Here is a 24,978-nt window from a genome sequence, read left to right on the forward strand (position 1 = left end):
CAGTACAGCATCGTGACGATGATGATCGTCACCGGCATCATGATCGTCAGCGCGTAGGCGCCGGCGCCGAGCGCCTGCAGCAGCAGCGACAGCGCGAGCGACGTTCCGAGCGCGACGGCGAACCACAGCACGCCATACACGACGAACGCGCCGCGATTGCGCCAGCAGCTGACGACGCTGAAGAACAGCGCCTTGGCGGGCGGGACGTCATGCCACGCGACCAGCACCGGTGCGAACCAGAACAGCATCGCGACCGGCAGGTAGAGCAGCGTCGCGAAGAACAGCGCGCCGAGCGTGCCTTGCGCGGCGAGCGCTTCCGGCGTCGTGCCGGCTTCGTCCGCCGCGCCCATCATCACGTGAAACAGCGCGCCGCCGTCCACGAACGACGAAGCGGCGAACACGATCACCATCGACGCAACGTAGATCACGCCGAGCACGAGCAGCCGCTGGGTCGCGACGGTGCCGTACGAACGGAAGCCGTCGACGAGGATCGTCGGCATCACGGGCTTGCCGGCCACCGTGTCGCGGCACGCGGCCATGAAGCCGACCGCGACGCCGGGAATGAATACCAGCGGCAGCGCGGAGCCGATCACGGGCACCATCGATATCAGCGTGATCGCCAGCAGGTACGTGAAGAACAGCGTGATGAACGCGAGCGGATTCCGGCGGAACAGCCAGACGCCTTGACGGAACCAGACATAGCCCGTTTTGGCGGGCACTTCGATCAGTTGCATGCGGTGTGGATCTCGGGAAGCGCGGGCGTATGCGCGATACGCTCGCGCAGGATGCGTTCGAAATGGCCGGGGTCGTGCGGCTTGAGCATCTCGGCCGCGCGCGGCAGGTAGAAGTCGTACAGGCGCGACACCCAGAAGCGGTACGCGCCCGCGCGCAGCATGTCGCTCCAGTGGCGGCGCTCCTCGGCCGTGAACGGCCGCACGGTCTGGTATGCGCGCAGCAGCGCGTCGGCGCGCGCGACGTCGAGCACGCCGGTCGCGAGGTCGACGCACCAGTCGTTGACCGTGACCGCGACGTCGAACAGCCACTTGTCGCAGCCCGCGAAATAGAAGTCGAAGAAGCCGCCGAGCCGCACGTCGTGGCCGGTGCCGGGCGCCGCGTGCGCGAACAGCACGTTGTCGCGGAACAGGTCGCAATGGCACGGCCCGGCCGGCAGCGCCGCGTAGTCGTCCGATGCGAAGAAGCTGGCCTGGTGCGCGAGTTCGCCTTCCAGCAGCGCACGCTGCTCGTTCGTGATGAACGGCACGATCGCCGGCACGTTCTCCTGCCACCACGGCAGGCTGCGCAGGTTCGGCTGGTTGCGCGGATAGTCGCGGCCGGCGAGGTGCAGGCGCGCGAGCATCTGGCCGACCTCGATGCAGTGTTCGACCCCCGGCGCCAGTTCGGCCGAGCCGTCGAGCTTCGTGACGATCGCGGCCGGCTTGCCGTGCAGCTCGCCGAACAGCGCGCCGTCGTCACGCGGGATCGGATCCGGCACCGGCACGCCGTGGCCGGCCAGATGGCGCATCAGGTCGAGATAGAACGGCAGTTGCTGCGCCGTGAGCTTTTCGAAGATCGTGAGGACGTACTCGCCGCGCGTCGTCGTCAGGAAGAAATTGCTGTTTTCGATACCGGACGGAATGCCGCGAAACGCGAGCACGTCGCCCAGTTCGTAGTGGCGCATCCATTGCGCGAGATCGGAGTCGGAAACAGCAGTGAAAACGGCCATGCGGGATGCGTCAGGTCAGGGTGTCGGCACGCGGGCGGCGTGCGTCGCGACATCGGGTGAAGGGAGGCGGCGCGCGGCGTTCGGTGCCGCGCGCCACGGAATCAGTAGCGCAGGTTCAGCGACGGCAGGCGCGTGATCGGGATACCCGCGTCGTGCGGCTTCGGCGACGTGTCGGGCGTCGAGCTCATCTGGTAGCGCGTGCCGAAGTTCGACTTCACGTCGATCTCGACCGGTTTGCCGCGATCACGGTACTCGGTGACTTCGGTGCCGTTCTTGCTTTTTTCGTGGAAGCTCGGCGTGCGGCGGATGTCGGCGAAGTCGACTTTCGACGTGACTTCGGCGCCTGGCCGGTTGATCTTGCGGAGATCGGGCAGGCCGGCGGCCTCGTTGGCCTCGGCCCGAGCCTGCGCGTCGGCGTCAGACGTGCCGCCGGCGGCGTAAGCGACGCTGGCGGCGGCAAACGCGGCGGCAGCGGCGACGAGAATGAGCGGCTTCATGATGAGTCTCCAGTGAACCCACCGATTTTAGCAAATACTGCGCCCCATCCGGCCCTCGCGTGCGTAGGGGCAGCCATAAGGGCGACCGGGTTCCGTGGTAATGTCGTCGGATCAGACGAGGTGATGAAAATGAAGAACGATTTGAGCCGCCGGCACCGAGTGCTGACGCCCGAGAGCCCGTCAGTCGAGGCTTTCGACGATCCGATCGCCGCCGTCGCGCGGCTGTCCGCCATCTACGACACGAACACGGGCTTCCTGCGCGATGCGTTCGCCCGCTATCGCCGCCACGAATCGATTACCGAGCACGTGCGCGCGTGCTACCCGTTCGTACGGATCCGCACCGACGTCAACACGCATGTCGATTCACGCCGCTCGTATGGTTTCGTCGCGGGCCCTGGCGTATTCGAGACGACGGTCACGCGCCCCGATCTCTTCGCGAACTACTATCGCGAGCAACTGCGCCTGCTGGCGAAGAATCACCATGTGAAGATCGAGATCGGCGTGTCGTCGCAGCCGATTCCGATCCATTTCGCGTTTCCTGAAGGCATCCATCTCGAGGGCGAGCTCGACCGCGACCGCCTGCTCGCGATGCGCGACATCTTCGACACGCCCGACCTGTCGTATCTCGACGACCGCATCGTCAACGGCACGTTCGAGCCGGCGCCGGGCGAGCCGCATCCGCTCGCGCTGTTCACGGCCGCGCGCGTCGACTTCTCGCTGCACCGGCTGCGCCACTACACGGCGACGTCGCCCACGCATTTCCAGAACTACGTGCTCTACACGAACTACCAGTTCTACATCGACGAGTTCGTGAAGCTCGGCCGCACGGTGATGACGGAGAGCGACGATCCCGAGGTGCGTGCATACCGGAGCCAGTACAGCTCGTTCGTCGAGCCGGGCGATGTCGTCACCTACAACGCGAACCTCGGCAGCGAGCCGGTCGAGGGCGCCGCGCCGCCGCGCCTGCCGCAGATGCCTGCGTATCACCTGAAGCGCGCGGACGGCAGCGGGATCACGATGGTCAACATCGGCGTCGGCCCGTCGAATGCGAAGACGATCACCGACCACATCGCGGTGCTGCGTCCGCATGCGTGGGTGATGCTCGGTCACTGCGCGGGGTTGCGCAACACGCAGCGTCTCGGCGACTACGTGCTCGCACACGGTTACGTGCGCGAGGATCACGTGCTCGATGCCGACCTGCCGCTGTGGGTGCCGATTCCGGCGCTGGCCGAAGTGCAGCTCGCGCTCGAGCGCGGGGTGGCCGACGTCACGCAACTTGATGGTGTCGAGCTGAAGCGCGTGATGCGCACGGGCACGGTCGCGAGCGTCGACAACCGAAACTGGGAGCTGCGCGACCATCGCGAACCCGTGCAGCGGCTGTCGCAGAGCCGCGCGATTGCGCTCGACATGGAAAGCGCGACGATCGCCGCGAACGGCTTCCGTTTCCGCGTGCCGTACGGCACGCTGCTGTGCGTGTCGGACAAGCCGCTGCACGGCGAGCTGAAATTGCCGGGCATGGCCGATACGTTCTATCGCGGGCAGGTCGACCAGCATCTGCAGATCGGCGTGAGGGCGATGGAGATCCTGCGCACGAACGGGCTCGACAAGCTGCATAGCCGGAAGCTGCGGAGCTTCGCGGAAGTGGCGTTCCAGTAATAAGCCCTTGCTGTACAAGGCTCCCCGGCCGGTTCGGCGCGCGCACGCTGCCGCCGAACTGAGCCAAGTTCGAGCCGTCATCGTCGGGTGTGCCGAAGAGGACACGATTGGATGGGGAGCCGGCCAGAAATCGCAGGGTTTCCCGCCCATTGTTCGTGACGGCAAACACACCGTCTGCGATGTGGTAGAAGCCCGTGTCCGGGGTATCGTCGTTCACGAACGAGATGCCCGCATGCCATACGTCTTTGCCATTGACGTGTAGGTTTTTCCTCGTGAAGTTGAGGGCAAACACCGCGCCGTTCGACGGGAGGTAGAACCCCGCCTCCGATGCGTTACCGAAGAAGTACCCACCGCTTTCGCCGATGAGGGCATGCCGATCATGCGCCACCTGCGATCGGTTTCGAGGTCGTGGCGAATTCGCCCTGTGCCTGATGGGTATGTCCCACGAGGCTGACGTTGCGCGACTTCACATCGACGTCAGCGGTCACGGTGCCGGTGAAGTGAGCGCTGCCCTCAATTTCGATCACGGAGCCGCCACCGCCCGCGCTACCCCCGTTCTTCCCGGTCGCGCCAGATTCGAACGTGAGCGGTCCTTTCACGAGCAGCGAGCCCGTGACCGTCGTATCGTCGGCGTCGAGCGTGACAGATTTCGCCTTGACGGTCGCGGTGTTGGTTTCGACCGTGACGCTGACCGGCGCGATGACGTGCACAGTCGCTCCCGCCGGCAGCTCGGCCGTGAGCGCGTGCGATGCGAAGTCATACGAGATGCGCGCTTTGTCCTTGTAGACGCGGACGTGCTGCGTCGGGCTCGAGCTGGGCGCATCGTGGCCGTCGCAATAGACACCGGGGAGGAAGAGCCCAGTCGTCGGCGCGCCGGACGGGAAGAACAGCAGCCCAGGCTCGCCCACGGACGGCGGGTCCCACGTGGCGCTGTCGCCGGTGCGCTGCGCGAGCCAGCGAATCCAGTCAGTTTGCAGGCCGCCGGATTCCATGCGTACGCGGCGGCCATCGTGATCGACTTCGATCACGGTGCCTTCGCGAAGCAGGCTCTCGATGCGGCGGTTCAGGTCAGCAAAATCATCCATGCGGCAAGGATGCCGCGCGCGCGGGAGACGGGCACGTGTATTCAGTTGTGTCAGGACAGCCCACAACGAAAAAGCCCGCTGGCCTTCGATCAGCGGGCTTCAGTATTGACGTGGTCCGGCTCAAGCGGCGCGTGAGCCTCGAAAGCAGATGGTTCCTTGGTGGGAGCCGACTCTGATTTGCGTTTTATTCGAAGGACTTGAGGTTGTTCAGCGGGACCAAACGCCACTGCTGGGCAGGTGAGCCATTGATCGGGAAGAGCCAGATCGGGTTTCCATCCTTGACGACGCGACCCTTGTCGTCGAGGCACAACGATTCATCGGACCTAGGTACGATGTATCCGGGTTTCGAGAAGAAATCCCATTGGATTGCGCTGGCGCTGGGCTTGAGCTTCAGGAGGGATTCAGGTGCGATCCGGTCTGCACCTATCGCGAGCACTCCGCCACTCGAATTCAGCGAGACGATGCCGGTGTCGAAGTTGACATCCCAAAAGCCATAGCGAGGTGCCAACCCGTTTTTGCTTCTAAGGACGACAGGGTTGTCCTGTGATTGATCCGTGACCCCAATCACATAGTTCGGATCTTGAGAGTATTCAATAATATAGACGCCCATTTTTTCTCTCCTAATCGCTCTATAAAAATATGACCCCGTTTTTCGGTGTCGCCGGGTTCGAATGAACTCAGCTAACTAATAATAGATGGGGGTTTGAGGAATTCTACCTGTCATGTTTGCGGGTCTGATAAATGTAAATAATCGATTTTATTTGTGATTATTTCGTTGTTTGTTTGTTTGATTTGATGTGTTGAGGTGGAAATTGGATTTCAATAAACCTCTAAAATAATTGGGCGCATTGTTCGGTTTCACGTCTTTGAATCTACAGTTCAGTGGCTGTTGATTTTATGGAATCCAATGGGTGCCATATCGGTCTCCTTCCGTGGAGTGTTCGTGGTGGCGGCCGGGGAGCTTTCGAATGACAGGCCGTGCAAAGAAAACCGGCGTGCGTCGCACTACTGCGCCAGAAAGTCGAGGACGACATCGGCGATCCTGTCGACATCGGCATCTCCTAGGCCGAGCAGCTCGCGTACCGGATACCGCACGACTGGACCACGGTTGCGTTCGCCCCGATCGCGCAGGCCCTCCTGGTGAACGCGTGCGATGCGCTCGACCTGGCGCGTGAAATGCGGCACGGAAGCGTCTGCCGTCGCGGCGGTTTTGAGGAAGCGGGCGGTGCGCAGCTTCGCGAACATCGCGCGCCGGATGCGCCCCTTCTTGCGCCGGGCCTGCGGCTTGCGCGGCGCGAAGCGGCTACCGTCCGGATTGCGGGCCTCGGCGATGCGTCGCGAGTGACGCCGGCGCAGCTCGCCGGCCAGCCCCTTCGCCAGGACCACGCGCTGCGCGGGCGTGAGCTGGCCGAGCAGACCAGACGCCCAATCCTCGGCGCGCGCCTGCGTCACCCATCCGGTCGCCAGGACACTCGTCGTGGCCGCAATGCGGCCTTCGTACTCGGACGCGACCATTTTCTCCAATTTGGAAGTTGTCCTATAGTTTTGCCCTTGTCATCGAGAATATGCTCTCCTGCGTGGCGTTCTCCGACGCCCGCACGAAGGAACGGCGAACAGCCGATCCAATTGATTCCTATAATATTGAGAGTAGACATATCCGATGAAAATCAAAATCCTGCTGGCTTCCCTGATGCTCACTGCTTCGCTGTCGGCCATGGCCCAAGCGGTGATCGGTCCATCCAAGCCGAAGCCGCCTTGCGAAAGAGAAGCGGTGCTCGGCCCGTCCGATCCTTGCAAATCCGTCGCAGTGGTCGGCCCGAGCAAACCCAAACCGTGTTGGTGCTACATCGTCAAGTAAGCCGTGAAACAGGCGCGCCCATCCTTGGGTGCGCCTCGTTCGCAGGTTGAAGCGCGACAGAGAAGGGGATGCGTCGATGGCGCGACGGAGCGACCTCTATTGCGCAAGCCCGGCGAAACACCGGCAGCCTCGAGATTTCATCGTTCATCGGCCGTCGGCTTTTTCTCGTCATTGTGATCGCTACGGTCTCCGCTCCGAGCAGTGCCATGAAGGCGTGCCCGCTACGGGGAATCGATTGAATGCGATGACGGTATTCGTCAGTGTCACCGACGGCAGTATGTCGCGCTCGTCGTCGCGGCAGACCAGGCTGTACCGGCTCTGGATCGACACGAACCGGGCGAGGCCGTGATGTCGCCGGAACCTGAGCATCTTCATCCGTGTTGCGGCGCCATATTCGCTGGCCCGTCGTTTTCTCGCGCCGTTGCTCGGCGAATTCTGCGACTGGCAGCCGGGCGTGACGGCCGAGCTGTTCGTCAGCGACGACAAGGCCGAAATCGTCGAGCAGCGGATCGACATCGCGGCGCGAACCGGCAATCTGCCCGACAGCGGGCTGATTGCGCGGCGCCGGCGTATTTGCGCCACCACAAGTGCGGGCGTGACGTGTGTGCCCACCGAGGGTGGGGGAGCGGTCGACGTTCTTTCGGCCCGGTCAGGGCGGCTCGATAGAAGGGCGCGCCTGCGTCGGCAGATCGTCGATTCGCGGTACAGGCGCCTCAAAGCGGCAAGGCCGGGGGGCTCAGCACTCACCCTTCTTCGCATGCCCCGGCGGGCAGTGATAGCCGCCATGGCCGTGATGACGCTCGTGATCTTCCCACTCGCGGCGTTCCCAGTAGCGGCGGCCGTCGTAGTAGCGATCGCCATGCCAGCCAACGATCACTGCGGGCGCCGGAGCAACCACGACGGGCGCAGGCGCGACGACGACCGGTGCGGGCGTGCCGATGTTGACGTCGACGTTGACGGCGTGGGCGAGGCCGGACAGCGAAAGGCCGAGGCCGGCGAAGGCAAGGGCGATCAGCGAGCGTTGCATGTTCTTTTCCGTGGTGTCGTTATAAAAGGCCGGCGCGACGCGATGGAAGCGAGGGGGCCGTTCCACCGGGGGGAACGCCGCACCGACACATGCAGTTTGATGGCGCGCGACGGAAAACGCGAGGCGGGGTTGTTACGGAGAATTGGTGGCCGGCAGGCACCGGATGCGGGCGTCGGGCCGCGTCATTTGACAATGGCGGCCTGCGTGCACGGATGATGGCGCGTGCCGCACGGCACCTGCTGCGCGGATTTGACATTCGGTGGCGCGCGGCCACGAAGCACGCTTAATGGCGCGTTACAAATTGACACGCGGCAGGTGGCGGAATCGCCACGTCTGCCGCGCGGGTGGGGCGCGCCGGCCGTCGGGCCGGCGGTCGTCAAGGATGGATTACAGGTAGAACATCCGGTCTTCTTCGGGGCGCGGCGGATGGCCTTCATCGTCCGATCCTTCTTCCTCGCCGCTGTCCTCGTAGAACGCGAGCACCGCATCGAGCACCTGGTCGGGATCGTCGATCACCTGCATCAGGTCCATGTCTTCCGGATTGATGAGGCCCATCGGGATCAGCTGGTCGCGGAACCACTGAAGCAGCCCCTTCCAGAACTCGCTGCCGACGAGAATGATCGGCACGAGGCGCGACTTCTTCGTCTGGATCAGCGTGAGCACTTCCGACAGTTCGTCGAGCGTGCCGAAGCCGCCCGGCATCACGATCACCGCATCCGAATTCTTCACGAACGTGACCTTGCGCGTGAAGAAGTGGCGGAAGCGCAGCGAGATGTCCTGGTAGTGGTTGCCGGCCTGTTCGTGCGGCAACTCGATGTTCAGGCCGACCGACGGTGCTTTACCGGCGTGCGCGCCCTTGTTCGCCGCTTCCATGATGCCGGGGCCGCCGCCGGAGATCACGGCGAAGCCGGCGTCGGACAGCTTGCGCGCAATCTGCGCGGCGAGCTTGTAGTGCGGCGTATCGGGTTTGAGGCGGGCAGAACCGTAGATGCTGACAGCCGGGCGGATCTCCGACAGGTACTCGGTCGCCTCGATAAACTCTGCCATAATCGTGAACATCTGCCACGATGCGCGGGCCTTCTTGGCCGTCGCGCGTTCTTGATCTGCGAGCGAACGCAGACTCGGAATCACTTTTCTCTTGTTCATAATGCCTGAAGAACGAAATCTGGAAGGTAAGACCCTGCTATTGGTTGACGGTTCGAGCTATCTGTATCGGGCTTACCATGCGATGCCTGATTTGCGTGGCCCTGGCGGGGAGCCGACCGGAGCGCTCTACGGAATCATCAACATGCTGCGCCGTATGCGCAAGGAAGTCAGTGCAGAGTATAGCGCTTGCGTGTTCGATGCAAAGGGCAAGACGTTCCGCGACGACCTTTATGCCGACTATAAGGCAAACCGTCCATCGATGCCGCCCGATCTTGCATTGCAGGTCGAACCGATCCACGGCGCGGTGCGTGCGCTCGGCTGGCCGCTGCTGATGGTCGAAGGCGTCGAGGCCGACGACGTGATCGGCACGCTCGCGCGCGAAGCCGAGCGGCACGGGATGAACGTGATCGTGTCGACCGGCGACAAGGATCTCGCGCAGCTCGTCACCGACCACGTCACGCTCGTCAACACGATGACCAACGAGACGCTCGACCGCGATGGCGTGATCGCGAAGTTCGGCGTGCCGCCGGAGCGCATCATCGACTACCTCGCACTGATCGGCGACACCGTCGACAACGTGCCGGGCGTCGAGAAGTGCGGGCCGAAGACGGCCGTGAAATGGCTGTCGCAATACGACAGCCTCGACGGCGTGATCGAGCATGCGGGCGACATCAAGGGCGTGGTCGGCGACAACCTGCGCCGCGCGCTCGATTTCCTGCCGCTCGGCCGCAAGCTCGTGACCGTCGACACGGCCTGCGATCTCGCGCCGCATCTCGAGTCGATCGAGGCGTCGTTGAAGACCGACGGCGAAGCGCGCGACCTGCTGCGCGACATCTTCGCGCGCTACGGCTTCAAGACCTGGCTGCGCGAAGTCGACAGCGCGCCGGCGGAAGGCGGCGGCGCCGACGCACCGGAAGGTGGGCCTGCGCCGGTGGTGGCGGCCGACATCGTGCGCGAATACGACACGATCCAGACCTGGGAGCAATTCGACGCGTGGTTCGCGAAGATCGACGCGGCCGAGCTCACCGCTTTCGACACCGAGACGACCGCGCTCGACCCGATGCTCGCACGGCTCGTCGGCCTGTCGTTCTCGGTCGAGCCGGGCAAGGCGGCGTACCTGCCGGTTGCGCATCGCGGCCCCGACATGCCCGAACAGCTTCCGCTCGACGAAGTGCTCGCGCGCCTGAAGCCGTGGCTCGAATCGGCCGATCGCAAGAAGGTCGGCCAGCACCTGAAGTACGACGCACAGGTGCTCGCGAACTACGACATCGCGCTGAACGGCATCGAGCACGACACGCTGCTCGAGTCGTACGTGGTCGAATCGCATCGCACGCACGACATGGACAGCCTTGCGCTGCGTCATCTCGGTGTCAAGACGATCAAGTACGAAGACGTGGCCGGCAAGGGCGCGAAGCAGATCGGCTTCGATGAAGTCGCGCTCACGCAGGCCGCCGAATACGCGGCCGAAGATGCGGACATCACGCTGCAGCTGCATCACGCGCTGTACCCGCAAGTCGCGCGCGAGCCGGGCCTCTTGTACGTATACCGCGAGATCGAGATGCCCGTATCGCTCGTGCTGCGCAAGATGGAGCGCACGGGCGTGCTGATCGACGATGCGCGCCTGCAGGCGCAGAGCACCGAAATCGCGACGCGCCTGATCGAGCTCGAAGCGCAGGCGTACGAACTGGCGGGCGGCGAATTCAATCTCGGCTCGCCGAAGCAGATCGGGCAGATCTTCTTCGAAAAGCTGCAGTTGCCGGTCGTGAAAAAGACGCCGAGCGGCGCGCCGTCGACCGACGAAGAAGTGCTGCAGAAGCTGGCAGAGGACTACCCGCTGCCGAAGCTGCTGCTCGAGCATCGCGGGCTGTCGAAGCTGAAGTCGACCTATACCGACAAGCTGCCGCGCATGGTGAACCCTTCAACGGGGCGCGTGCACACGAACTACGCGCAGGCCGTCGCGGTCACGGGCCGCCTGGCATCGAACGACCCGAATCTTCAGAACATTCCGGTGCGCACGGCCGAGGGGCGGCGGATCCGCGAGGCGTTCATCGCGTCGCCGGGCCACCGGATCGTGTCGGCCGATTATTCGCAGATCGAACTGCGGATCATGGCGCACATCTCGGGCGACGCGTCGCTGCTGCGCGCGTTCTCGCAGGGCGAGGACATCCACCGCGCGACGGCCGCCGAGGTGTTCGGCGTGACGCCGCTGGAGGTCAATTCCGATCAGCGCCGCATTGCGAAGGTGATCAACTTCGGGCTCATCTACGGGATGAGCGCGTTCGGGCTCGCGTCGAACCTCGGCATCACGCGCGATGCGGCGAAGCTCTATATCGACCGCTATTTCGCCCGCTACCCGGGTGTCGCGCAGTATATGGAAGACACGCGTTCGGTTGCGAAGGAGAAGGGTTACGTCGAAACCGTTTTCGGCCGCCGCCTGTGGCTGCCCGAGATCAACGGCGGTAACGGCCCGCGCCGCCAGGCGGCGGAGCGCGCGGCAATCAATGCGCCGATGCAGGGCACGGCGGCCGACCTGATCAAGCTGTCGATGATCGCGGTGGACGACTGGCTCACGCGCGACAAGCTTGCGTCGCGGATGATCATGCAGGTGCACGATGAACTGGTGCTCGAGGTACCCGACGGCGAGCTGTCGCTGGTGCGCGAGAAACTGCCGGAAATGATGTGCGGCGTAGCGAAGCTGAAGGTGCCGCTGGTGGCCGAAGTGGGTGCCGGCGCGAACTGGGAAGAGGCACACTGACGCACCGTTGCGCGGCCCCCGATTCCTGCGGCATATTGTTGCAGGGATGCTGAATATCGAGATGGTTTGCTTGTGGTCAACGCGCAAGCTCCCGGACAATGCATGTCATTGACACGGGGGCAGCGCGCCCCGCGTTCCGGGATCGGAAACATCAAGTGCTTCGAACTGCACATTGATGATGTCCGAACCGGTTAATCCACCGGGTGGCGCGAATGCATCGCGTTTGCCTTGTCCGGCGGCAGCAGTTTCGAATCGCAAAGGGGGAACAGATGCATCGGATCATCATCGTAGGCGGCGGCGCGGGCGGCCTGGAACTGGCGACGCGGCTCGGCGACCGCTACGGCGCGCGCGGCAATCGTCCCGCGCGTGCGCTTGTCACGCTCGTCGACCGCAATCCGACCCACATCTGGAAACCGCTGCTGCACGAGGTTGCGGCGGGCAGCATGGACCCGTTCACGCAGGAGCTCGAATATGCGGCGCAGGCGCGCTGGCATGGCTTCGAATTCCAGCAGGGCGGGCTGACCGGGCTCGATCGCGCGGCAAAGCGCATCACGCTGTCACCCATCAACGACAGCGACGGCGAGGAACTGCTGCCTGCCCGCGAGCTGGAATACGACACGCTCGTGATCGCGATCGGCAGTACGACTCACTTCTTCGGCGTACAGGGCGCGGCGGAAAACGCGATCGCGCTCGATACGGTGGGCGAGGCCGAGCGCTTCCGCAAGCGGCTGATCGCCGCGTGCATGCGCGCCGAGCACCAGGCGCCTGCGCCTACAGCACCGGGTGAAGCGGCCGAGCCGCGCATCCAGGTCGCGATCGTCGGTGGCGGCGCGACCGGCGTCGAGCTGTCCGCCGAGCTGCGCAACACCGCGCAGGTGCTGTCGGCCTACGGGCTGCACAAGCTCGACCCGCGGCACGACGTCGGCATCGTGCTGATCGAATCGGGGCCGCGGATCCTCCCGGCGTTGCCGGAGCGCGTGTCGTCGGCGACGGCCGAACTGCTCGAGAAGATCGGCGTGCGGCTGATGCTCGCCGAGCGCGTGACCGAGGTGGCGCCCGGGGCCGTCCATACGGCGAGCGGCAAGACGGTGCGTGCCGACCTGACGGTCTGGGCCGCCGGCATCAAGGCGCCATCCGTACTCGCCAATCTCGACGGTCTCCAGGTCAACAAGCTCGGCCAGCTCGACGTGCGCCGCACGCTGCAGACCTTTACCGACGACAACGTATTCGCGCTCGGCGATTGCGCGGCCTGTGCATGGCCCGGCAACGAGCGCAACGTGCCGCCGCGCGCGCAGGCTGCCCACCAGCAGGCGAGCTTCCTGCTGAAGGCAATCGGCTGCCGGCTCGACGGGCGCCCGCTGCCCGAATTCACCTATCGCGACCTGGGCTCGCTCGTGTCGCTCGGCCATTTCAGCGCGGTCGGCAACCTGATGGGCGGGCTGATCGGCGGCAACATGCTGATCGAAGGGCTGTTCGCGCGCTTCATGTACATGTCGCTGTACCGGATGCACATCGCCGCGCTGCACGGCTATCCGCGCATGATGCTCGACACGGTTGCACACTGGCTGCGGCGCACGACACTGCCGCGCGTCAAGCTGCACTGAGCACGCGTTCGCGCGGGAAGCGGGCGGGGAGTGCGCACGTCGTGCGTGCTCTCCGTCCGTTGTTTTTTGCGGGCAGCGCGGCGGCCATGCATGCGCTTGACAGGCAATATCTGCCGCATGTTTTTCGTTTCAATTCGCAAGCATCCGGGCGCACAGCCGGGGTCGACATGCGGCTCGTCGCATTGCGATTCGACGGGCCGCCCGCGGGTTTCCGTGCTGCCGGATCAACACGCCGTAATCGAGTCTTACATATCCGACAGTTGACGCGACAACGGATTATTGGGCATCTTGTCCGGGTTTCCGTTCGCGGCGGGGTGCCAACCGCCGCGACATCCGCGCCGCGCGCCGGCGCGATGCCCCGTCATGCCGTGTCCGTGATCGTGGCGGCGGCCCCCCAATCGAGGAGTGCATTCATGTTGAAACCCGAAGTCGACAGCCTGGTTCCCCACGTTCCGTTCTCGCGTCGCAAGTTCATGCAGGCCGCGCTGGGCGGTGCTTTCGCGGCGGCCGTGCTGCCCGTATCGGCGCAGACGGTCACGACCGACAGCGAAGGGCTGGACGTCGACACCGTCGAGATCCGCTCGGGCGACGCGAGCGTGCCCGCGTATCGCGCGCAGCCGAAGGACAAGACGAACCTGCCGGTCGTCATCGTGATCCACGAGATCTTCGGCGTGCACGCGCACATCGCCGATGTCTGCCGCCGCTTCGCGAAGCTCGGATATCTTGCGATCGCCCCCGACCTGTTCGCGCGGCAGGGCAATGCGGAGAAGTATCCGACGATCAAGGATCTGGTCGATCACATTGTCAGCAAGGTGCCGGACCGGCAGGTGACCGAGGATCTCGACGCGACCGTCGCGTGGGCCGGCAAGAACGGCGGCGACCTGTCGCGTCTCGGCGTGGTCGGGTTCTGCTGGGGTGGCCGCCAGAGCTGGCTGTATGCGGAGCACAACCCGCACGTGCGTGCGGCCGTTGCATGGTACGGGTTCGTCGAAGGCAAGACGGACGAGATGACACCGTTCAACCCGGTCGATCATGCATCGTTGTTGAAGGTGCCCGTGCTCGGGCTGTATGGCGAGAAAGACACGAACATCACGCAGGCGTCGCTCGCGAACATGCGCAAGGCGATCCAGGCGAGCGACTCGAAGCTCGCGCGCGAATCGGAGATCGTCGTGTATCCGGATGCCGGTCACGCGTTCTTTGCCGATTACCGGCCGAGCTATGTGAAGGCCGACGCGGAGGAGAGCTGGAAGCGCGCGATCGCGTGGCTCCACAAGTACGGCGTGATGTAAACGGCAAGCGGCGGCACGGGCCGCCGCTTCGTTGCGACTGCGCCGCGCCGGCGCTTACGGTGTCGGGCCGGTAGCGATCGGCCGCGACGGATCGGCGCTCCATTCGCTCCACGAGCCCGGATACAGCGACGCGCCATGCAGGCCCGCCACCTCCAGCGCAAGTGCGTTGTGGCATGCGGTGACGCCGGAGCCGCATTGCAGGATCGCGCGGTTCGGTTCGGTGCCCGCCAGCACGGCGGAAAACGCCTCGCGCAGTTCATGGCCGGTCTTGAAGCGGCCGTCGGCGGTCAGGTTGTCCTTGAAGAAGCGATTGCGCGCGCCGGGGATGTGGCCGCCCACTCGATCGATCGTTTCGTTTTCACCGCGGTAGCGGTCGGGTGCGCGTGCATCGATCACGACGCGCGTGGGTGCGTTCACGTTGGCGAGTACGGCTGCCGCGTCGACCGTCGATTCGAGCGGCGCGGCTGCGCGGAAATTGCCGGCGGCCGGGTGCGGCACGTCGGTTGCAAGCGGCTGGCCGGCTGCTTCCCAGGCCTGAAGGCCGCCGTCGAGCACGGCAACCGAATCATGGCCGAGCCAGCGCAGCAGCCACCACAGGCGCGCCGCATACGCGCCGCCTTGCGCGTCGTACGCGACGACCTGCTGGCCCTGCTTGAGGCCGCGGCTCGCGAGCAGCGTCGCGAGTGCGTCGCGGGTCGGTAGCGGATGGCGGCCGTTGGTGCCCGTCTTGCGGCCCGACAGGTCGCGGTCGAGATGGAGGTACTGGGCGCCGGGGATGTGGCCGGCCGCGTACGCGGCTTCGCCGGCAGCGGGATCGACGAGATCGAAGCGGCAGTCGAACAGCGCGACGCTGCCGGGCGCCGCCGCCAGGCGCTCGGCGAGATTGGCGGCAGAGATGAGCGTGGTGTAGTGAGTGTGTGGCATGACGGCTCCCTGGAGTGCGAATGGCCTGACATTCCAAGTCTAAACAAAAAAAGACGGGCCGAAGCCCGTCTTTTCGTCTGCCGGATGCCGTGCGGCGTCAAAGCGCCGCACCGGTATCAAATGTCGCCGAGGTGGCGGCGCAGGAACTCGTGGAAGTGCTGCATGCCGTCTTCCATCGGGCTCTGGTACGGGCCGACCTGCGACTCGCCGCGTGCCATCAGCGCACGGCGGCCTGCGTCCATCCGCATCGCGATCTCGTCGTCCTCGACGGCCGTTTCCATATAGGCGGCGCGCTCGGCCTCGACGAATTCGCGTTCGAACAGCGCGATTTCCTCGGGGTAATAGAACTCGACGATGTTGGTCGTCTTCTGTGGGCCTTGCGGAATCAGCCACGACACGACGAGCACGTGCGGATACCACTCGATCATCAGGCCCGGGTAGTAGACCATCCAGATCGCGCCGAACTCCGGCGGCACGCCGTTGCGGAACTTCAGCACCTGCTCGTGCCATTTCTGGTAAGTCGCGCTGCCCGGTTTCGCGAGGGCGTTGTGCACGCCGACCGTCTGCACGCTGTACCAGTCGCCGAACTCCCACTTGAGGTCGTCGCACGACACGAAGCTGCCGAGGCCCGGGTGGAACGGGACGACGTGGTAATCCTCGAGGTAGACCTCGATGAACGTCTTCCAGTTGTAGTCGCACTCGTGCACTTCGACGTGATCGAAGAGGTACTCGGAGAAGTCGAAGTGATGCTTCGTGCCGAGATTGGCGAGGTCGCGCGCGACATGCCGGCCCTCGGCCTCGAACAGCAGCCCCTGCCAGTTCTGCAGCGGGCTCTTGCCGAGGTTCAGGCACGGCTTGTCGGGGAAGTGCGGTGCGCCGAGCAATTCGCCTTCCAGGTCGTACGTCCAGCGGTGCAGCGGGCACACGATGTTCTGCGTGCGGCCGCGCCCGTTGAGCATGATTGCCTGCCGGTGGCGGCAGACGTTCGACAGCAGTTCGATCTGGTTCGTCTGGTTACGGACCAGCACGCGGCCTTCCTTCTCGGACGGCAGCGCAAAATAATCCCCCGCCTCGGGCACCATCAACTCGTGCCCGACGTAACGAGGTCCTTTCTTGAAGAGGGTTTCGATCTCGCGCTCGAGTAGCGCCTCATCGAAGTATGCAGTGACTGGAAGCTGGCTGTGAGCCGACTTCAACTGAAGCGCGTCGCTCAGATTGGACATTCCCACTCCCGGTGTTAGCGTGAAAGCAGTGAACAACCCAACCATCGAAAAATCGATTTAGGGAAACGGGGAATTATACCCGGTTCGCCTCCCAAGGCTAGGATTAAGTGCCTGATTTGTGTCAATTTTTTGTCGGGCGGCAATCGGAAGGCGCACAATGTGCGCCGGAGATGGGGCCGGAATATGTGCCGGGTGCCCACGACGGCAGGTCGGAAAATTCTCTTTTGCCGTAGAATGTCCGACTTGTTTTGAAATTTGACACCCTCGTCCATGGCGAAAACCGCATCCCCAGGCGCCACGCCGCCCGGCAATGGTACCGAACCGTTGCCGGACAATTACGAAACGGCGCTCGCGGAACTCGAGACGCTGGTTGCACGGATGGAAGGCGGCGCGTTGAGCCTCGAGGATTCACTGACGGCGTATCGCCGCGGTGCGACCCTCGTTGCGTTTTGCCAACAGCAGCTCGAGAAAGTGGAGCAGCAGGTTCGCGTGCTCGACGGCGCGACGCTGAAGCCGCTTTCGTCCGGAACGGCCGCCACGGACGGCGAAGACGACGATCTATGACATTCGAACAATGGATGCGGTCCGTGCTAGACCGTGTCGAGGACGCACTCGGCCACTATTTGCCCGCTGAAACGACGATGCCGGCGAAACTCCACGAGGCGATGCGTTATGCGGTCCTCGGCGGCGGCAAACGCGTTCGCCCGCTGCTGTGCCATGCAGCAGGCGAACTGACCGGCGCGACGGAAGCGGCGCGCAACGCGGCGGCGGCGGCGCTGGAGATGATCCACGTCTACTCGCTCGTGCACGACGACATGCCGTGCATGGACGACGACGCACTGCGTCGCGGCAAGCCGACCGTGCACGTGCAGTATGACGAGCCGACGGCGCTGCTCGTCGGCGACGCGCTGCAGTCGCAGGCATTCGTTGCGCTGACCGACGCCGCCGCGCTGTCGCCGGCGCAGCAGGCCGCGCTCGTGCGCGAGCTGGCGCTGGCAAGCGGCTCGATCGGCATGGCCGGCGGGCAGGCGATCGACCTGGCGAGCGTCGGCCTCAAGCTGACGCTCGAGCAGCTCGAGACGATGCACCGGAAGAAGACGGGCGCATTGCTGCGCGCGGCCGTGCGGATGGGCGCGCTGGCCGGCGAAACGCCGTCCGCGGAAACGATGGCTGCGCTCGATGTGTACGCGGGGGCCGTGGGTCTGGCCTTCCAGGTCGTCGACGACATTCTCGACGTCACGACCGATTCGGCGACGCTCGGCAAGACGGCCGGCAAGGACGCGGCAAACGACAAGCCGACCTATGTATCGATCCTCGGTCTCGAGGCGTCGCGCGAGCTCGCAGCGCAACTGCGCGCCGAAGCGCACGACGCACTGAAACCGTTCGGCGCACGCGCACAGCGTCTGGCCGAACTTGCCGACCTGGTAGTAAACCGGGTCAGCTGACGCGAAAGCCCGCCGCCGCGCACATGCTACGGTGCGTGCAACAGAATGCGGGCGCGTTTGATTTCCTACAATGGAACGACGATGTACGACTTGCTGAAAACCATCGACGACCCGGCGGATTTGCGCCGCCTCGATCGTCGCCAACTTCAACCGCTCGCGGATGAACTGCGCGCGTTCGTGCTCGACAGTGTGTCGAAGACGGGCGGCCATTTGTCGTCCAACCTCGGGACGGTCGAGCTGACGATCGCGTTGCACTACGTGTTCAACACGCCGAACGATCGCATCGTCTGGGACGTGGGCCACCAGACCTACCCGCACAAGATCCTGACGGGCCGCCGCGACCAGATGCATTCGCTGCGCCAGCAGGATGGCATCTCGGGCTTCCCGCGTCGCAGCGAATCTGAATACGACACGTTCGGCACCGCGCACTCGAGCACGTCGATCTCGGCCGCGCTCGGCATGGCGATCGGCAGTCAGCTGAACGGCGACGACCGCTTCTCGATCGCCGTGATCGGCGACGGCGCGATGACGGCCGGCATGGCGTTCGAGGCGATGAACAACGCGGGCGTGTCGGAAGATGCGAAAGTGCTCGTGATCCTGAACGACAACGACATGTCGATCTCGCCGCCGGTCGGCGCGCTGAATCGCCATCTCGCACGCCTGATGTCGGGCCGCTTCTACGCGGCTGCGCGCGCGGGCGTCGAGCGCGTGCTGAGCGTTGCGCCGCCGGTGCTCGAACTCGCACGCAAGCTCGAAGAGCACGCGAAGGGCATGGTCGTGCCGGCCACGCTGTTCGAAGAGTTCGGCTTCAACTACATCGGCCCGATCGACGGTCACGATCTCGATTCGCTGATCCCGACGCTGCAGAACATCCGCGAACTGCGCGGCCCGCAGTTCCTGCACGTGGTGACGAAGAAAGGCCAGGGCTACAAGCTCGCCGAAGCGGATCCCGTGCTTTATCACGGCCCCGGCAAGTTCAACCCGGCCGAAGGCATCAAGCCGTCGGCCACGCCCGCGAAGAAGACGTACACGCAGGTGTTCGGCGAGTGGCTGTGCGACGAAGCCGAGCGCGATACGCGTGTCGTCGGCATCACGCCCGCGATGCGCGAAGGCTCGGGCATGGTCGAGTTCGAGAAGCGCTTCAAGGATCGCTACTACGACGTCGGCATTGCCGAACAGCACGCGGTGACGTTCGCGGGCGGCATGGCAACCGAAGGCCTCAAGCCGGTCGTCGCGATTTACTCGACGTTCCTGCAACGTGCATACGACCAGCTGATCCACGACGTCGCGCTGCAGAACCTGCCGGTCGTGTTCGCGATCGACCGCGCGGGCCTGGTCGGCGCGGATGGCGCGACGCACGCGGGCGCGTACGATCTCGCGTTCATGCGCTGCATCCCGAACATGACGATCATGGCTGCGTCCGACGAGAACGAATGCCGCCAGATGCTGCACACGGCGCTGCAGCAGCCGAACCCGACCGCGGTGCGCTATCCGCGCGGCGCGGGCACGGGCGTGCCGACGGTGAAGGAATTCACCGAGATCCCGCTCGGCAAGGGTGAAGTGCGTCGCCAGACGTCGCAGCCGGAAGGCAAGCGCGTCGCAATCCTCGCGTTCGGCACGATGGTTGCACCGTCGCTCGCCGCGGCCGAGGAACTCGATGCGACCGTTGCGAACATGCGCTTCGTGAAGCCGATCGATGCGGCGCTCGTGCGTGAACTCGCCGAGACGCACGACTACGTCGTCACGGTCGAGGAAGGCTGCGTGATGGGTGGTGCGGGCTCGGCCTGCGTGGAAGCCCTGATGGAGAGTGGGGTTATCCGACCCGTACTACAATTGGGCCTCCCTGACCTGTTCATCGATCACGGCGACCCCGCGAAGCTGCTGTCGCAATGCGGCCTCGACGGCGCGGGTATCGCGAAATCGATTCGCGAACGCTTTCTGAATCCGGCGGCCGATGTCGCCGGTCAGGCGAAGCGCGTCGCATAAGCTGGCGCCGCCTGCGGGCGGTGCCGGCGCGACTGGCGCAACCGGTCTTCATTGATGCGGAAAACATGGGCCTGCGGGCCCATGTTGCTTTTCCGGCTGCCGCATGACGCGGCGTGCGCGTCGTCGAACGCGCGGCTTACAAGGATTGAACAAGATGAACCAGATGAATCCCGCCTTCGTGATGCCCGACGTGCAGAGCACGGTGGATACCCGCCAGATTCCGATTCAGCGTGTGGGCGTGAAGGCGGTCCGGCATCCGTTGACGGTGTGTACCGAAAGCGGCGACGTGCAGCCGACCGTCGGTGTCTGGAACCTCGATGTCCGCCTGCCGGCCGACCAGAAGGGCACGCACATGTCGCGTTTCGTCGCGCTGCTCGAGGAGAACCGTGCACCGCTGACGGTCGAGCGTTTCCGTGCGATGCTCGCATCGATGCTCGAGAAGCTGGAAGCCGAAGCCGGCCGCATCGAAGTGACGTTCCCGTACTTCGTGAACAAGACGGCGCCGGTGTCGGGCGTGCAGAGCCTGCTCGACTATGAAGTGACGCTCGCAGGCGAAAGCCGCAACGGCGATACGCGCCTGTTCCTGAAGGTGCTCGTGCCGGTGACGAGCCTGTGCCCGTGCTCGAAGAAGATCTCGCAGTACGGCGCGCACAACCAGCGTTCGCACGTGACGATCGACGCGGAGCTCGCGGCCGACCTGCCGGTCGAGGCGCTGATCCGCATCGCCGAGGAAGAGGCGTCGTGCGAGCTGTGGGGGCTGCTGAAGCGTCCGGACGAGAAGTTCGTGACCGAGCGCGCATACGAGAACCCGAAGTTCGTCGAGGATCTCGTGCGTGACGTCGCGCAGCGTCTCGATGCGGACGAGCGTGTGGTGGCATACGTGCTCGAAGCCGAGAACTTCGAGTCGATCCACAATCACAGCGCGTATGCGCTGATCGAACGCGACAAGCGGCAGGCTGCATAACGCCGCTGCGTTTTGTCGCGTCGATGAAAAAAGGCCGCTCAGTATCGAGCGGCCTTTCTGTTTGCCGGTGCGACGTTGCGTCGCGTGCGTGGCGCGGCTCAGCGCGCGAGCGATGCGAGATCCCAGCGAGGCTTCACCGTGAACGCGTAGTCGGCATTCGCCTGCTCGGGCCAGCGGCCGAGCCGCAATGCGCCTGCGAGCGCGATCATTGCGCCGTTGTCGGTGCAGAGCGCGAGATCGGGGTAGTGCACGTCGAAGCCGCGCTTGGCTGCGGCGGCCGACAGTGCGGCGCGCAACTGGCGGTTCGCGCCGACACCGCCCGCGACCACGAGGCGCTTGAGCTTCGTCTTCTTCAGCGCGGCGAGCGACTTGGCGACGAGCACGTCGACGGCCGCATCGACGAAGCCGCGCGCGAGGTCAGCCTTCGCGCGTTCGAGGGCTTCACCTTCGAGCTTGGCCGCTTCGAACTTCTTCATCTGCGTGAGTACGGCCGTCTTCAGGCCGCTGAAGCTGAAGTCGAGGTCGCCCGAATGCAGCATCGGCCGCGGCAGCACGACCGCACCCGGCGTGCCGGTTTCGGCGAGCTTCGACACTTCCGGGCCGCCCGGGTAGCCGAGGCCGATCAGCTTGGCCGTCTTGTCGAATGCTTCGCCGGCCGCGTCGTCGAGCGTTTCGCCGAGCGTCTCGTACACGCCGACGTCGGTCACGCGCATCAGTTGCGTGTGGCCGCCGGACACCAGCAGCGCGACGAACGGGAATGGCGGCGGCTCGTCGACGAGCAGCGGCGACAGCAGGTGGCCTTCGAGGTGGTGGATGCCGACCGTCGGCTTGTTCCAGGCGAGCGCGAGCGCATTCGCGATGCTCGCGCCAACCAGCAGCGCACCGGCGAGGCCAGGGCCCTGCGTGAACGCGATCGCGTCGATGTCGTCGCGGCGCGTGCCGCTTTGCGCCATCACGTCCTCGAGCAGCGGCAGCGCGCGGCGGATGTGGTCGCGCGATGCGAGCTCGGGCACGACGCCGCCGTATTCGCGGTGCATGGCGATCTGCGAGTGGAGCGCGTGCGCGAGCAGGCCGCGCTGCGTGTCGTAGAGCGCGAGGCCGGTTTCGTCACAGGAGCTTTCGATGCCGAGAACGAGCATGGGTACGGGCAGGGCGCGCTGTATCGGGCGCGCCGCAGGTAGGTCAACGTAACCGGAAAGTATAGCAGGCGAGGGCCTGCCCCCGCTGGCAGCGGCCCGGGCCGCTGCCGGGCAGGTACAATCCGCGCCATGGAAACTTATGACATCGCCGTGATCGGCGCGGGCGCCGCCGGAATGATGAGCGCCGCGGTCGCCGGGCAGCTCGGCCGCCGCGTCGTGCTGCTCGATCACGCGCCGCGGCTCGCCGAGAAGATCCGCATTTCAGGCGGCGGCCGCTGCAACTTCACGAACCTGTACGCCGGCCCCGACAACTATCTGTCGTCGAACCCGCATTTCGCGCGCTCGGCGCTGGCGCGCTATACGCCGCGCGACTTCCTCGGGCTGCTCAAGCGCCATCACGTGACCTGGCACGAAAAGCACAAGGGCCAGCTCTTTTGCGACCACGGCAGTGACGCGATCATCGACGTGCTGAAGCACGAGTGCGACGCGGGCGGTATCGCGTGGCGCCGGCCTGTCGTCGTCGACGCGGTGCGCCACGCGCCGTCCGACGGCTTCACGCTCGACACGCAGCAGGCCGGGCCGATCCGTGCGCGCGCGCTGATCATCGCGACCGGCGGCCTGTCGATCCCGAAGATCGGCGCGACGGACTTCGGCTACCGGATCGCCAAGCAGTTCGGCCACAAGCTCATCGATACGCGGCCCGCGCTCGTGCCGTTGACGTTCGCGCAGCAGGACTGGGAGCCGTTCGCGGCGTTGTCCGGCGTATCGCTCGAGGTGCGCGTCTCGACCGGCGACAAGAAGCGCGGCGGCGAATTCGTCGAGGACCTGCTGCTGACCCATCGCGGCCTGTCCGGGCCCGGGATCCTGCAGATCTCGAGCTACTGGCAGCCCGGCGACCCGATCCGCGTCGATCTGCTGCCGCAGCGCGACACGGTGGCCGACCTGCTCGACGCGAAGCGCACGTCAAAGCGCCAGGTCGGTTCGCTGCTCGCCGACTGGGTGCCGTCGCGCCTCGCGCATGCGTGGCTCGACACCTACCGCGTCGCGGCCGACGCGCGGCTCGCGGACCTGCCCGACAAGACGCTGCGCCAGATCGGCGACGCGCTGTCCGGCTGGACGCTGACGCCGAACGGCACCGAGGGCTACAAGAAGGCCGAAGTGACGAAGGGCGGGGTCGATACGCGCGACCTGTCGTCGGCGACGATGATGAGCGCGCGTGTACCGGGGCTGTTCTTCGTCGGCGAGGCGGTGGACGTGACGGGCTGGCTCGGCGGCTACAACTTCCAGTGGGCATGGGCGTCCGGTACGGCGGCCGGACAGGCGGCGGCCGAGTATGCGCGCGGCGCCTGACGAGACCGGGCCGACGCCGTTTTGACGGGACCAGTCCCCGTGCCTTTAGGCAATCGCTCTGCTATACTCGGTAGTCTTTCCTTGCAAACCTTTATTCGTGTCGGATCATGACGATCATTCGCGTTAAAGAGAACGAGCCGTTCGAAGTTGCAATGCGTCGCTTCAAGCGCACGATCGAGAAGAATGGTCTGTTGACCGAGCTTCGTGCGCGCGAGTTTTACGAGAAGCCGACCGCGGAGCGCAAGCGCAAGAAGGCTGCTGCAGTGAAGCGTCATTACAAGCGCATCCGCAGCCAGACACTGCCGAAGAAGCTGTACTGAACGATTGGGCGCCGCGCGGTTCGCTGAGCGGCGCACCGGCGACTCCGTGCGATCAGGTGATCGAGAAAGATCGAGCATGATCATGCGACCGATCAGGCGAGCCGCCGATGCCGGATTCGAGCAACCCGCTTGAGACACTGTCCCAAGCGGGTTTTTGTGTTGACGCCCTTATGGCGGGCGTCGGATTCACGTTTCCTTCCCGGGTGAAAGATGAGTTTGAAAGAGCAGATCAGCGAAGACATGAAGGCCGCGATGCGCGCGAAGGAAAGCGAGCGCCTGGCAACGATTCGCCTGCTGATGGCCGCGATCAAGCAGCGCGAAGTCGACGATCAGATCACCCTCGACGACGCGGGCATCACGGCCGTGATCGACAAGATGATCAAGCAGCGCAAGGATTCGATCAGCCAGTTCCAGGCAGCCAGCCGTGACGACCTCGTCGCGAAGGAGCAGGCCGAACTGGTCGTGCTGAGCGGCTACATGCCCGAGCAGCTGTCGGAGGCCGAGGTGGCTGCCGAAGTCCAGGCAGCGGTCGCGCAGACGGGTGCCGCCGGCCCGCAGGACATGGGCAAGGTGATGGGCGTGCTGAAGGGCAAGCTCGCAGGCCGCGCCGACATGACGGCGATTTCCGCGCTGGTCAAGGCCGCGCTCACGAAGTAACACCTGTTTCCCCGGCGCGCCGTGCGTGCGCCGGGGTGTCGTATTGTCTTTTTTCGCTCGATCCCACGGTGATTCCGCATTCGTTCCTGCAGGATTTGCTGAACCGCGTCGATATCGTCGACGTGGTGGGCAAGTACGTGCAGCTCAAGAAGGGCGGCGCCAATTTCATGGGGCTGTGCCCGTTCCATAACGAGAAGAGCCCGTCGTTTACCGTCAGCCCAACCAAGCAGTTCTATCACTGCTTCGGTTGCGGGGCTCACGGCACGGCGATCGGCTTTCTGATGGAGCACGCGGGGCTCACGTTCCCGGAGGCCGTGCAGGATCTCGCGC

At 64.9% G+C, this 24,978-nt stretch carries 25 protein-coding genes and 1 pseudogene; 15 read left to right on the forward strand and 11 right to left on the reverse strand.

Annotated features, from left to right (window positions below; all coding sequences use genetic code 11):
* From FFS49_RS39515 to FFS49_RS39525, 3 genes are all read right to left on the reverse strand, one after another.
* The coding region (locus FFS49_RS39515; protein WP_137951061.1) for a BPSS1780 family membrane protein at window positions 1–734 on the reverse strand (734 nt) is incomplete at its 3' end.
* Window positions 725–1,723, reverse strand: coding sequence for a homoserine kinase (locus FFS49_RS39520; protein WP_105818912.1), 999 nt, complete (start codon window positions 1,721–1,723; stop codon window positions 725–727). The genes FFS49_RS39520 and FFS49_RS39515, both read right to left, overlap by 10 nt.
* Before the next feature lie 101 nt (window positions 1,724–1,824).
* Window positions 1,825–2,220 carry a hypothetical protein gene (locus FFS49_RS39525; RefSeq protein ID WP_105818911.1) on the reverse strand — a complete coding sequence of 132 codons (396 nt, stop codon included), beginning with the start codon at window positions 2,218–2,220 and terminating at the stop codon, window positions 1,825–1,827.
* 129 nt (window positions 2,221–2,349) lie between these two features.
* On the opposite strand from FFS49_RS39525, the gene FFS49_RS39530 reads away from it, so the two are divergent.
* A complete protein-coding gene (locus FFS49_RS39530) occupies window positions 2,350–3,876 on the forward strand; it encodes an AMP nucleosidase (RefSeq protein WP_071333659.1) in 1,527 nt (508 codons plus the stop codon).
* Window positions 3,877–4,253: 377 nt separating this feature from the next.
* Here FFS49_RS39530 and FFS49_RS39535 read toward each other — a convergent pair whose 3' ends face one another.
* Window positions 4,254–4,961, reverse strand: coding sequence for a phage baseplate assembly protein V (locus tag FFS49_RS39535; protein ID WP_105818910.1), 708 nt, complete (start codon window positions 4,959–4,961; stop codon window positions 4,254–4,256).
* On the opposite strand from FFS49_RS39535, the gene FFS49_RS42305 reads away from it, so the two are divergent.
* Window positions 4,887–5,096 (forward strand): hypothetical protein, encoded by a 210-nt coding sequence (locus FFS49_RS42305; protein ID WP_075687110.1) that lies wholly within the window; start codon window positions 4,887–4,889, stop codon window positions 5,094–5,096. The two genes, FFS49_RS39535 and FFS49_RS42305, sit on opposite strands and share 75 nt — an antisense overlap.
* Before the next feature lie 49 nt (window positions 5,097–5,145).
* On the opposite strand, the gene FFS49_RS39540 is transcribed toward FFS49_RS42305, so the two are convergent.
* Complete coding sequence (locus tag FFS49_RS39540) at window positions 5,146–5,571, reverse strand: RICIN domain-containing protein (protein WP_105818909.1); 426 nt, start codon at window positions 5,569–5,571, stop codon at window positions 5,146–5,148.
* A gap of 395 nt (window positions 5,572–5,966) precedes the next feature.
* On the reverse strand, window positions 5,967–6,485 hold the full coding sequence (locus tag FFS49_RS39545) for a phage virion morphogenesis protein (protein ID WP_224755791.1): 519 nt from the start codon (window positions 6,483–6,485) through the stop codon (window positions 5,967–5,969).
* Window positions 6,486–6,621: 136 nt separating this feature from the next.
* Between FFS49_RS39545 and FFS49_RS39550 the strand changes: the two genes are divergently transcribed.
* Both FFS49_RS39550 and FFS49_RS42820 read left to right on the forward strand, forming a co-directional pair.
* Window positions 6,622–6,819 (forward strand): hypothetical protein, encoded by a 198-nt coding sequence (locus FFS49_RS39550; RefSeq protein WP_105818907.1) that lies wholly within the window; start codon window positions 6,622–6,624, stop codon window positions 6,817–6,819.
* A gap of 421 nt (window positions 6,820–7,240) precedes the next feature.
* Window positions 7,241–7,324, forward strand: a pseudogene (locus FFS49_RS42820) (LysR family transcriptional regulator); the annotation flags it as partial.
* A gap of 231 nt (window positions 7,325–7,555) precedes the next feature.
* Here the strand turns inward: FFS49_RS42820 and FFS49_RS39565 are convergent.
* A complete protein-coding gene (locus FFS49_RS39565; protein WP_071332925.1) occupies window positions 7,556–7,846 on the reverse strand; it encodes a hypothetical protein in 291 nt (96 codons plus the stop codon).
* 387 nt (window positions 7,847–8,233) lie between these two features.
* The gene (locus FFS49_RS39570; protein WP_039358092.1) at window positions 8,234–8,992 is read right to left on the reverse strand and encodes a TIGR00730 family Rossman fold protein; all 759 of its coding nucleotides are present in this window, start codon (window positions 8,990–8,992) and stop codon (window positions 8,234–8,236) included.
* A 1-nt stretch (window position 8,993) separates the two neighbouring features.
* Between FFS49_RS39570 and polA the strand changes: the two genes are divergently transcribed.
* The 3 genes from polA (at window position 8,994) to FFS49_RS39585 (ending at window position 14,640) form a co-directional block, all read left to right on the forward strand.
* Window positions 8,994–11,747, forward strand: a complete 2,754-nt coding sequence (gene polA / locus FFS49_RS39575; RefSeq protein WP_105818906.1) for a DNA polymerase I — start codon at window positions 8,994–8,996, stop codon at window positions 11,745–11,747.
* 269 nt (window positions 11,748–12,016) lie between these two features.
* On the forward strand, window positions 12,017–13,351 hold the full coding sequence (locus FFS49_RS39580; protein ID WP_039358100.1) for an NAD(P)/FAD-dependent oxidoreductase: 1,335 nt from the start codon (window positions 12,017–12,019) through the stop codon (window positions 13,349–13,351).
* Between the two features lie 413 nt (window positions 13,352–13,764).
* On the forward strand, window positions 13,765–14,640 hold the full coding sequence (locus FFS49_RS39585) for a dienelactone hydrolase family protein (protein WP_105818905.1): 876 nt from the start codon (window positions 13,765–13,767) through the stop codon (window positions 14,638–14,640).
* 54 nt (window positions 14,641–14,694) lie between these two features.
* Here FFS49_RS39585 and FFS49_RS39590 read toward each other — a convergent pair whose 3' ends face one another.
* Together FFS49_RS39590 and FFS49_RS39595 are read right to left on the reverse strand one after the other, a co-directional pair.
* Window positions 14,695–15,564, reverse strand: a complete 870-nt coding sequence (locus FFS49_RS39590) for a sulfurtransferase (RefSeq protein WP_071332921.1) — start codon at window positions 15,562–15,564, stop codon at window positions 14,695–14,697.
* Between the two features lie 116 nt (window positions 15,565–15,680).
* On the reverse strand, window positions 15,681–16,787 hold the full coding sequence (locus FFS49_RS39595) for an aromatic ring-hydroxylating dioxygenase subunit alpha (RefSeq protein WP_039358107.1): 1,107 nt from the start codon (window positions 16,785–16,787) through the stop codon (window positions 15,681–15,683).
* Window positions 16,788–17,057: 270 nt separating this feature from the next.
* On the opposite strand from FFS49_RS39595, the gene FFS49_RS39600 reads away from it, so the two are divergent.
* From FFS49_RS39600 to folE2, 4 genes are all read left to right on the forward strand, one after another.
* Window positions 17,058–17,351 (forward strand): exodeoxyribonuclease VII small subunit, encoded by a 294-nt coding sequence (locus tag FFS49_RS39600; RefSeq protein ID WP_027791079.1) that lies wholly within the window; start codon window positions 17,058–17,060, stop codon window positions 17,349–17,351.
* Window positions 17,348–18,232, forward strand: a complete 885-nt coding sequence (locus FFS49_RS39605) for a polyprenyl synthetase family protein (RefSeq protein ID WP_105818904.1) — start codon at window positions 17,348–17,350, stop codon at window positions 18,230–18,232. Before FFS49_RS39600 ends, FFS49_RS39605 begins: the two co-directional genes overlap by 4 nt.
* An 81-nt stretch (window positions 18,233–18,313) precedes the next feature.
* Window positions 18,314–20,218 (forward strand): 1-deoxy-D-xylulose-5-phosphate synthase, encoded by a 1,905-nt coding sequence (gene dxs, locus FFS49_RS39610; protein ID WP_039358114.1) that lies wholly within the window; start codon window positions 18,314–18,316, stop codon window positions 20,216–20,218.
* Between the two features lie 154 nt (window positions 20,219–20,372).
* Complete coding sequence (gene folE2 / locus FFS49_RS39615; RefSeq protein ID WP_006486446.1) at window positions 20,373–21,182, forward strand: GTP cyclohydrolase FolE2; 810 nt, start codon at window positions 20,373–20,375, stop codon at window positions 21,180–21,182.
* 98 nt (window positions 21,183–21,280) lie between these two features.
* Here folE2 and tsaD read toward each other — a convergent pair whose 3' ends face one another.
* The gene (gene tsaD / locus FFS49_RS39620; RefSeq protein ID WP_105818903.1) at window positions 21,281–22,321 is read right to left on the reverse strand and encodes a tRNA (adenosine(37)-N6)-threonylcarbamoyltransferase complex transferase subunit TsaD; all 1,041 of its coding nucleotides are present in this window, start codon (window positions 22,319–22,321) and stop codon (window positions 21,281–21,283) included.
* A 120-nt stretch (window positions 22,322–22,441) separates the two neighbouring features.
* Here tsaD and FFS49_RS39625 point away from each other — a divergent pair, with 120 nt between their 5' ends.
* From FFS49_RS39625 to FFS49_RS39640, 4 genes are all read left to right on the forward strand, one after another.
* A complete protein-coding gene (locus tag FFS49_RS39625) occupies window positions 22,442–23,671 on the forward strand; it encodes an NAD(P)/FAD-dependent oxidoreductase (protein WP_226285464.1) in 1,230 nt (409 codons plus the stop codon).
* 107 nt (window positions 23,672–23,778) lie between these two features.
* Window positions 23,779–23,991, forward strand: coding sequence for a 30S ribosomal protein S21 (gene rpsU / locus FFS49_RS39630; RefSeq protein ID WP_006479415.1), 213 nt, complete (start codon window positions 23,779–23,781; stop codon window positions 23,989–23,991).
* 210 nt (window positions 23,992–24,201) lie between these two features.
* Window positions 24,202–24,648, forward strand: coding sequence for a GatB/YqeY domain-containing protein (locus FFS49_RS39635; RefSeq protein WP_039358132.1), 447 nt, complete (start codon window positions 24,202–24,204; stop codon window positions 24,646–24,648).
* A gap of 68 nt (window positions 24,649–24,716) precedes the next feature.
* The coding region (locus FFS49_RS39640; RefSeq protein ID WP_240202864.1) for a CHC2 zinc finger domain-containing protein at window positions 24,717–24,978 on the forward strand (262 nt) is incomplete at its 3' end.

The sequence above is a fragment of the Burkholderia sp. 4NA327C6 genome, from assembly GCF_005502655.1.
In the GTDB taxonomy this organism is placed as follows: Bacteria; Pseudomonadota; Gammaproteobacteria; order Burkholderiales; family Burkholderiaceae; genus Burkholderia; species Burkholderia contaminans.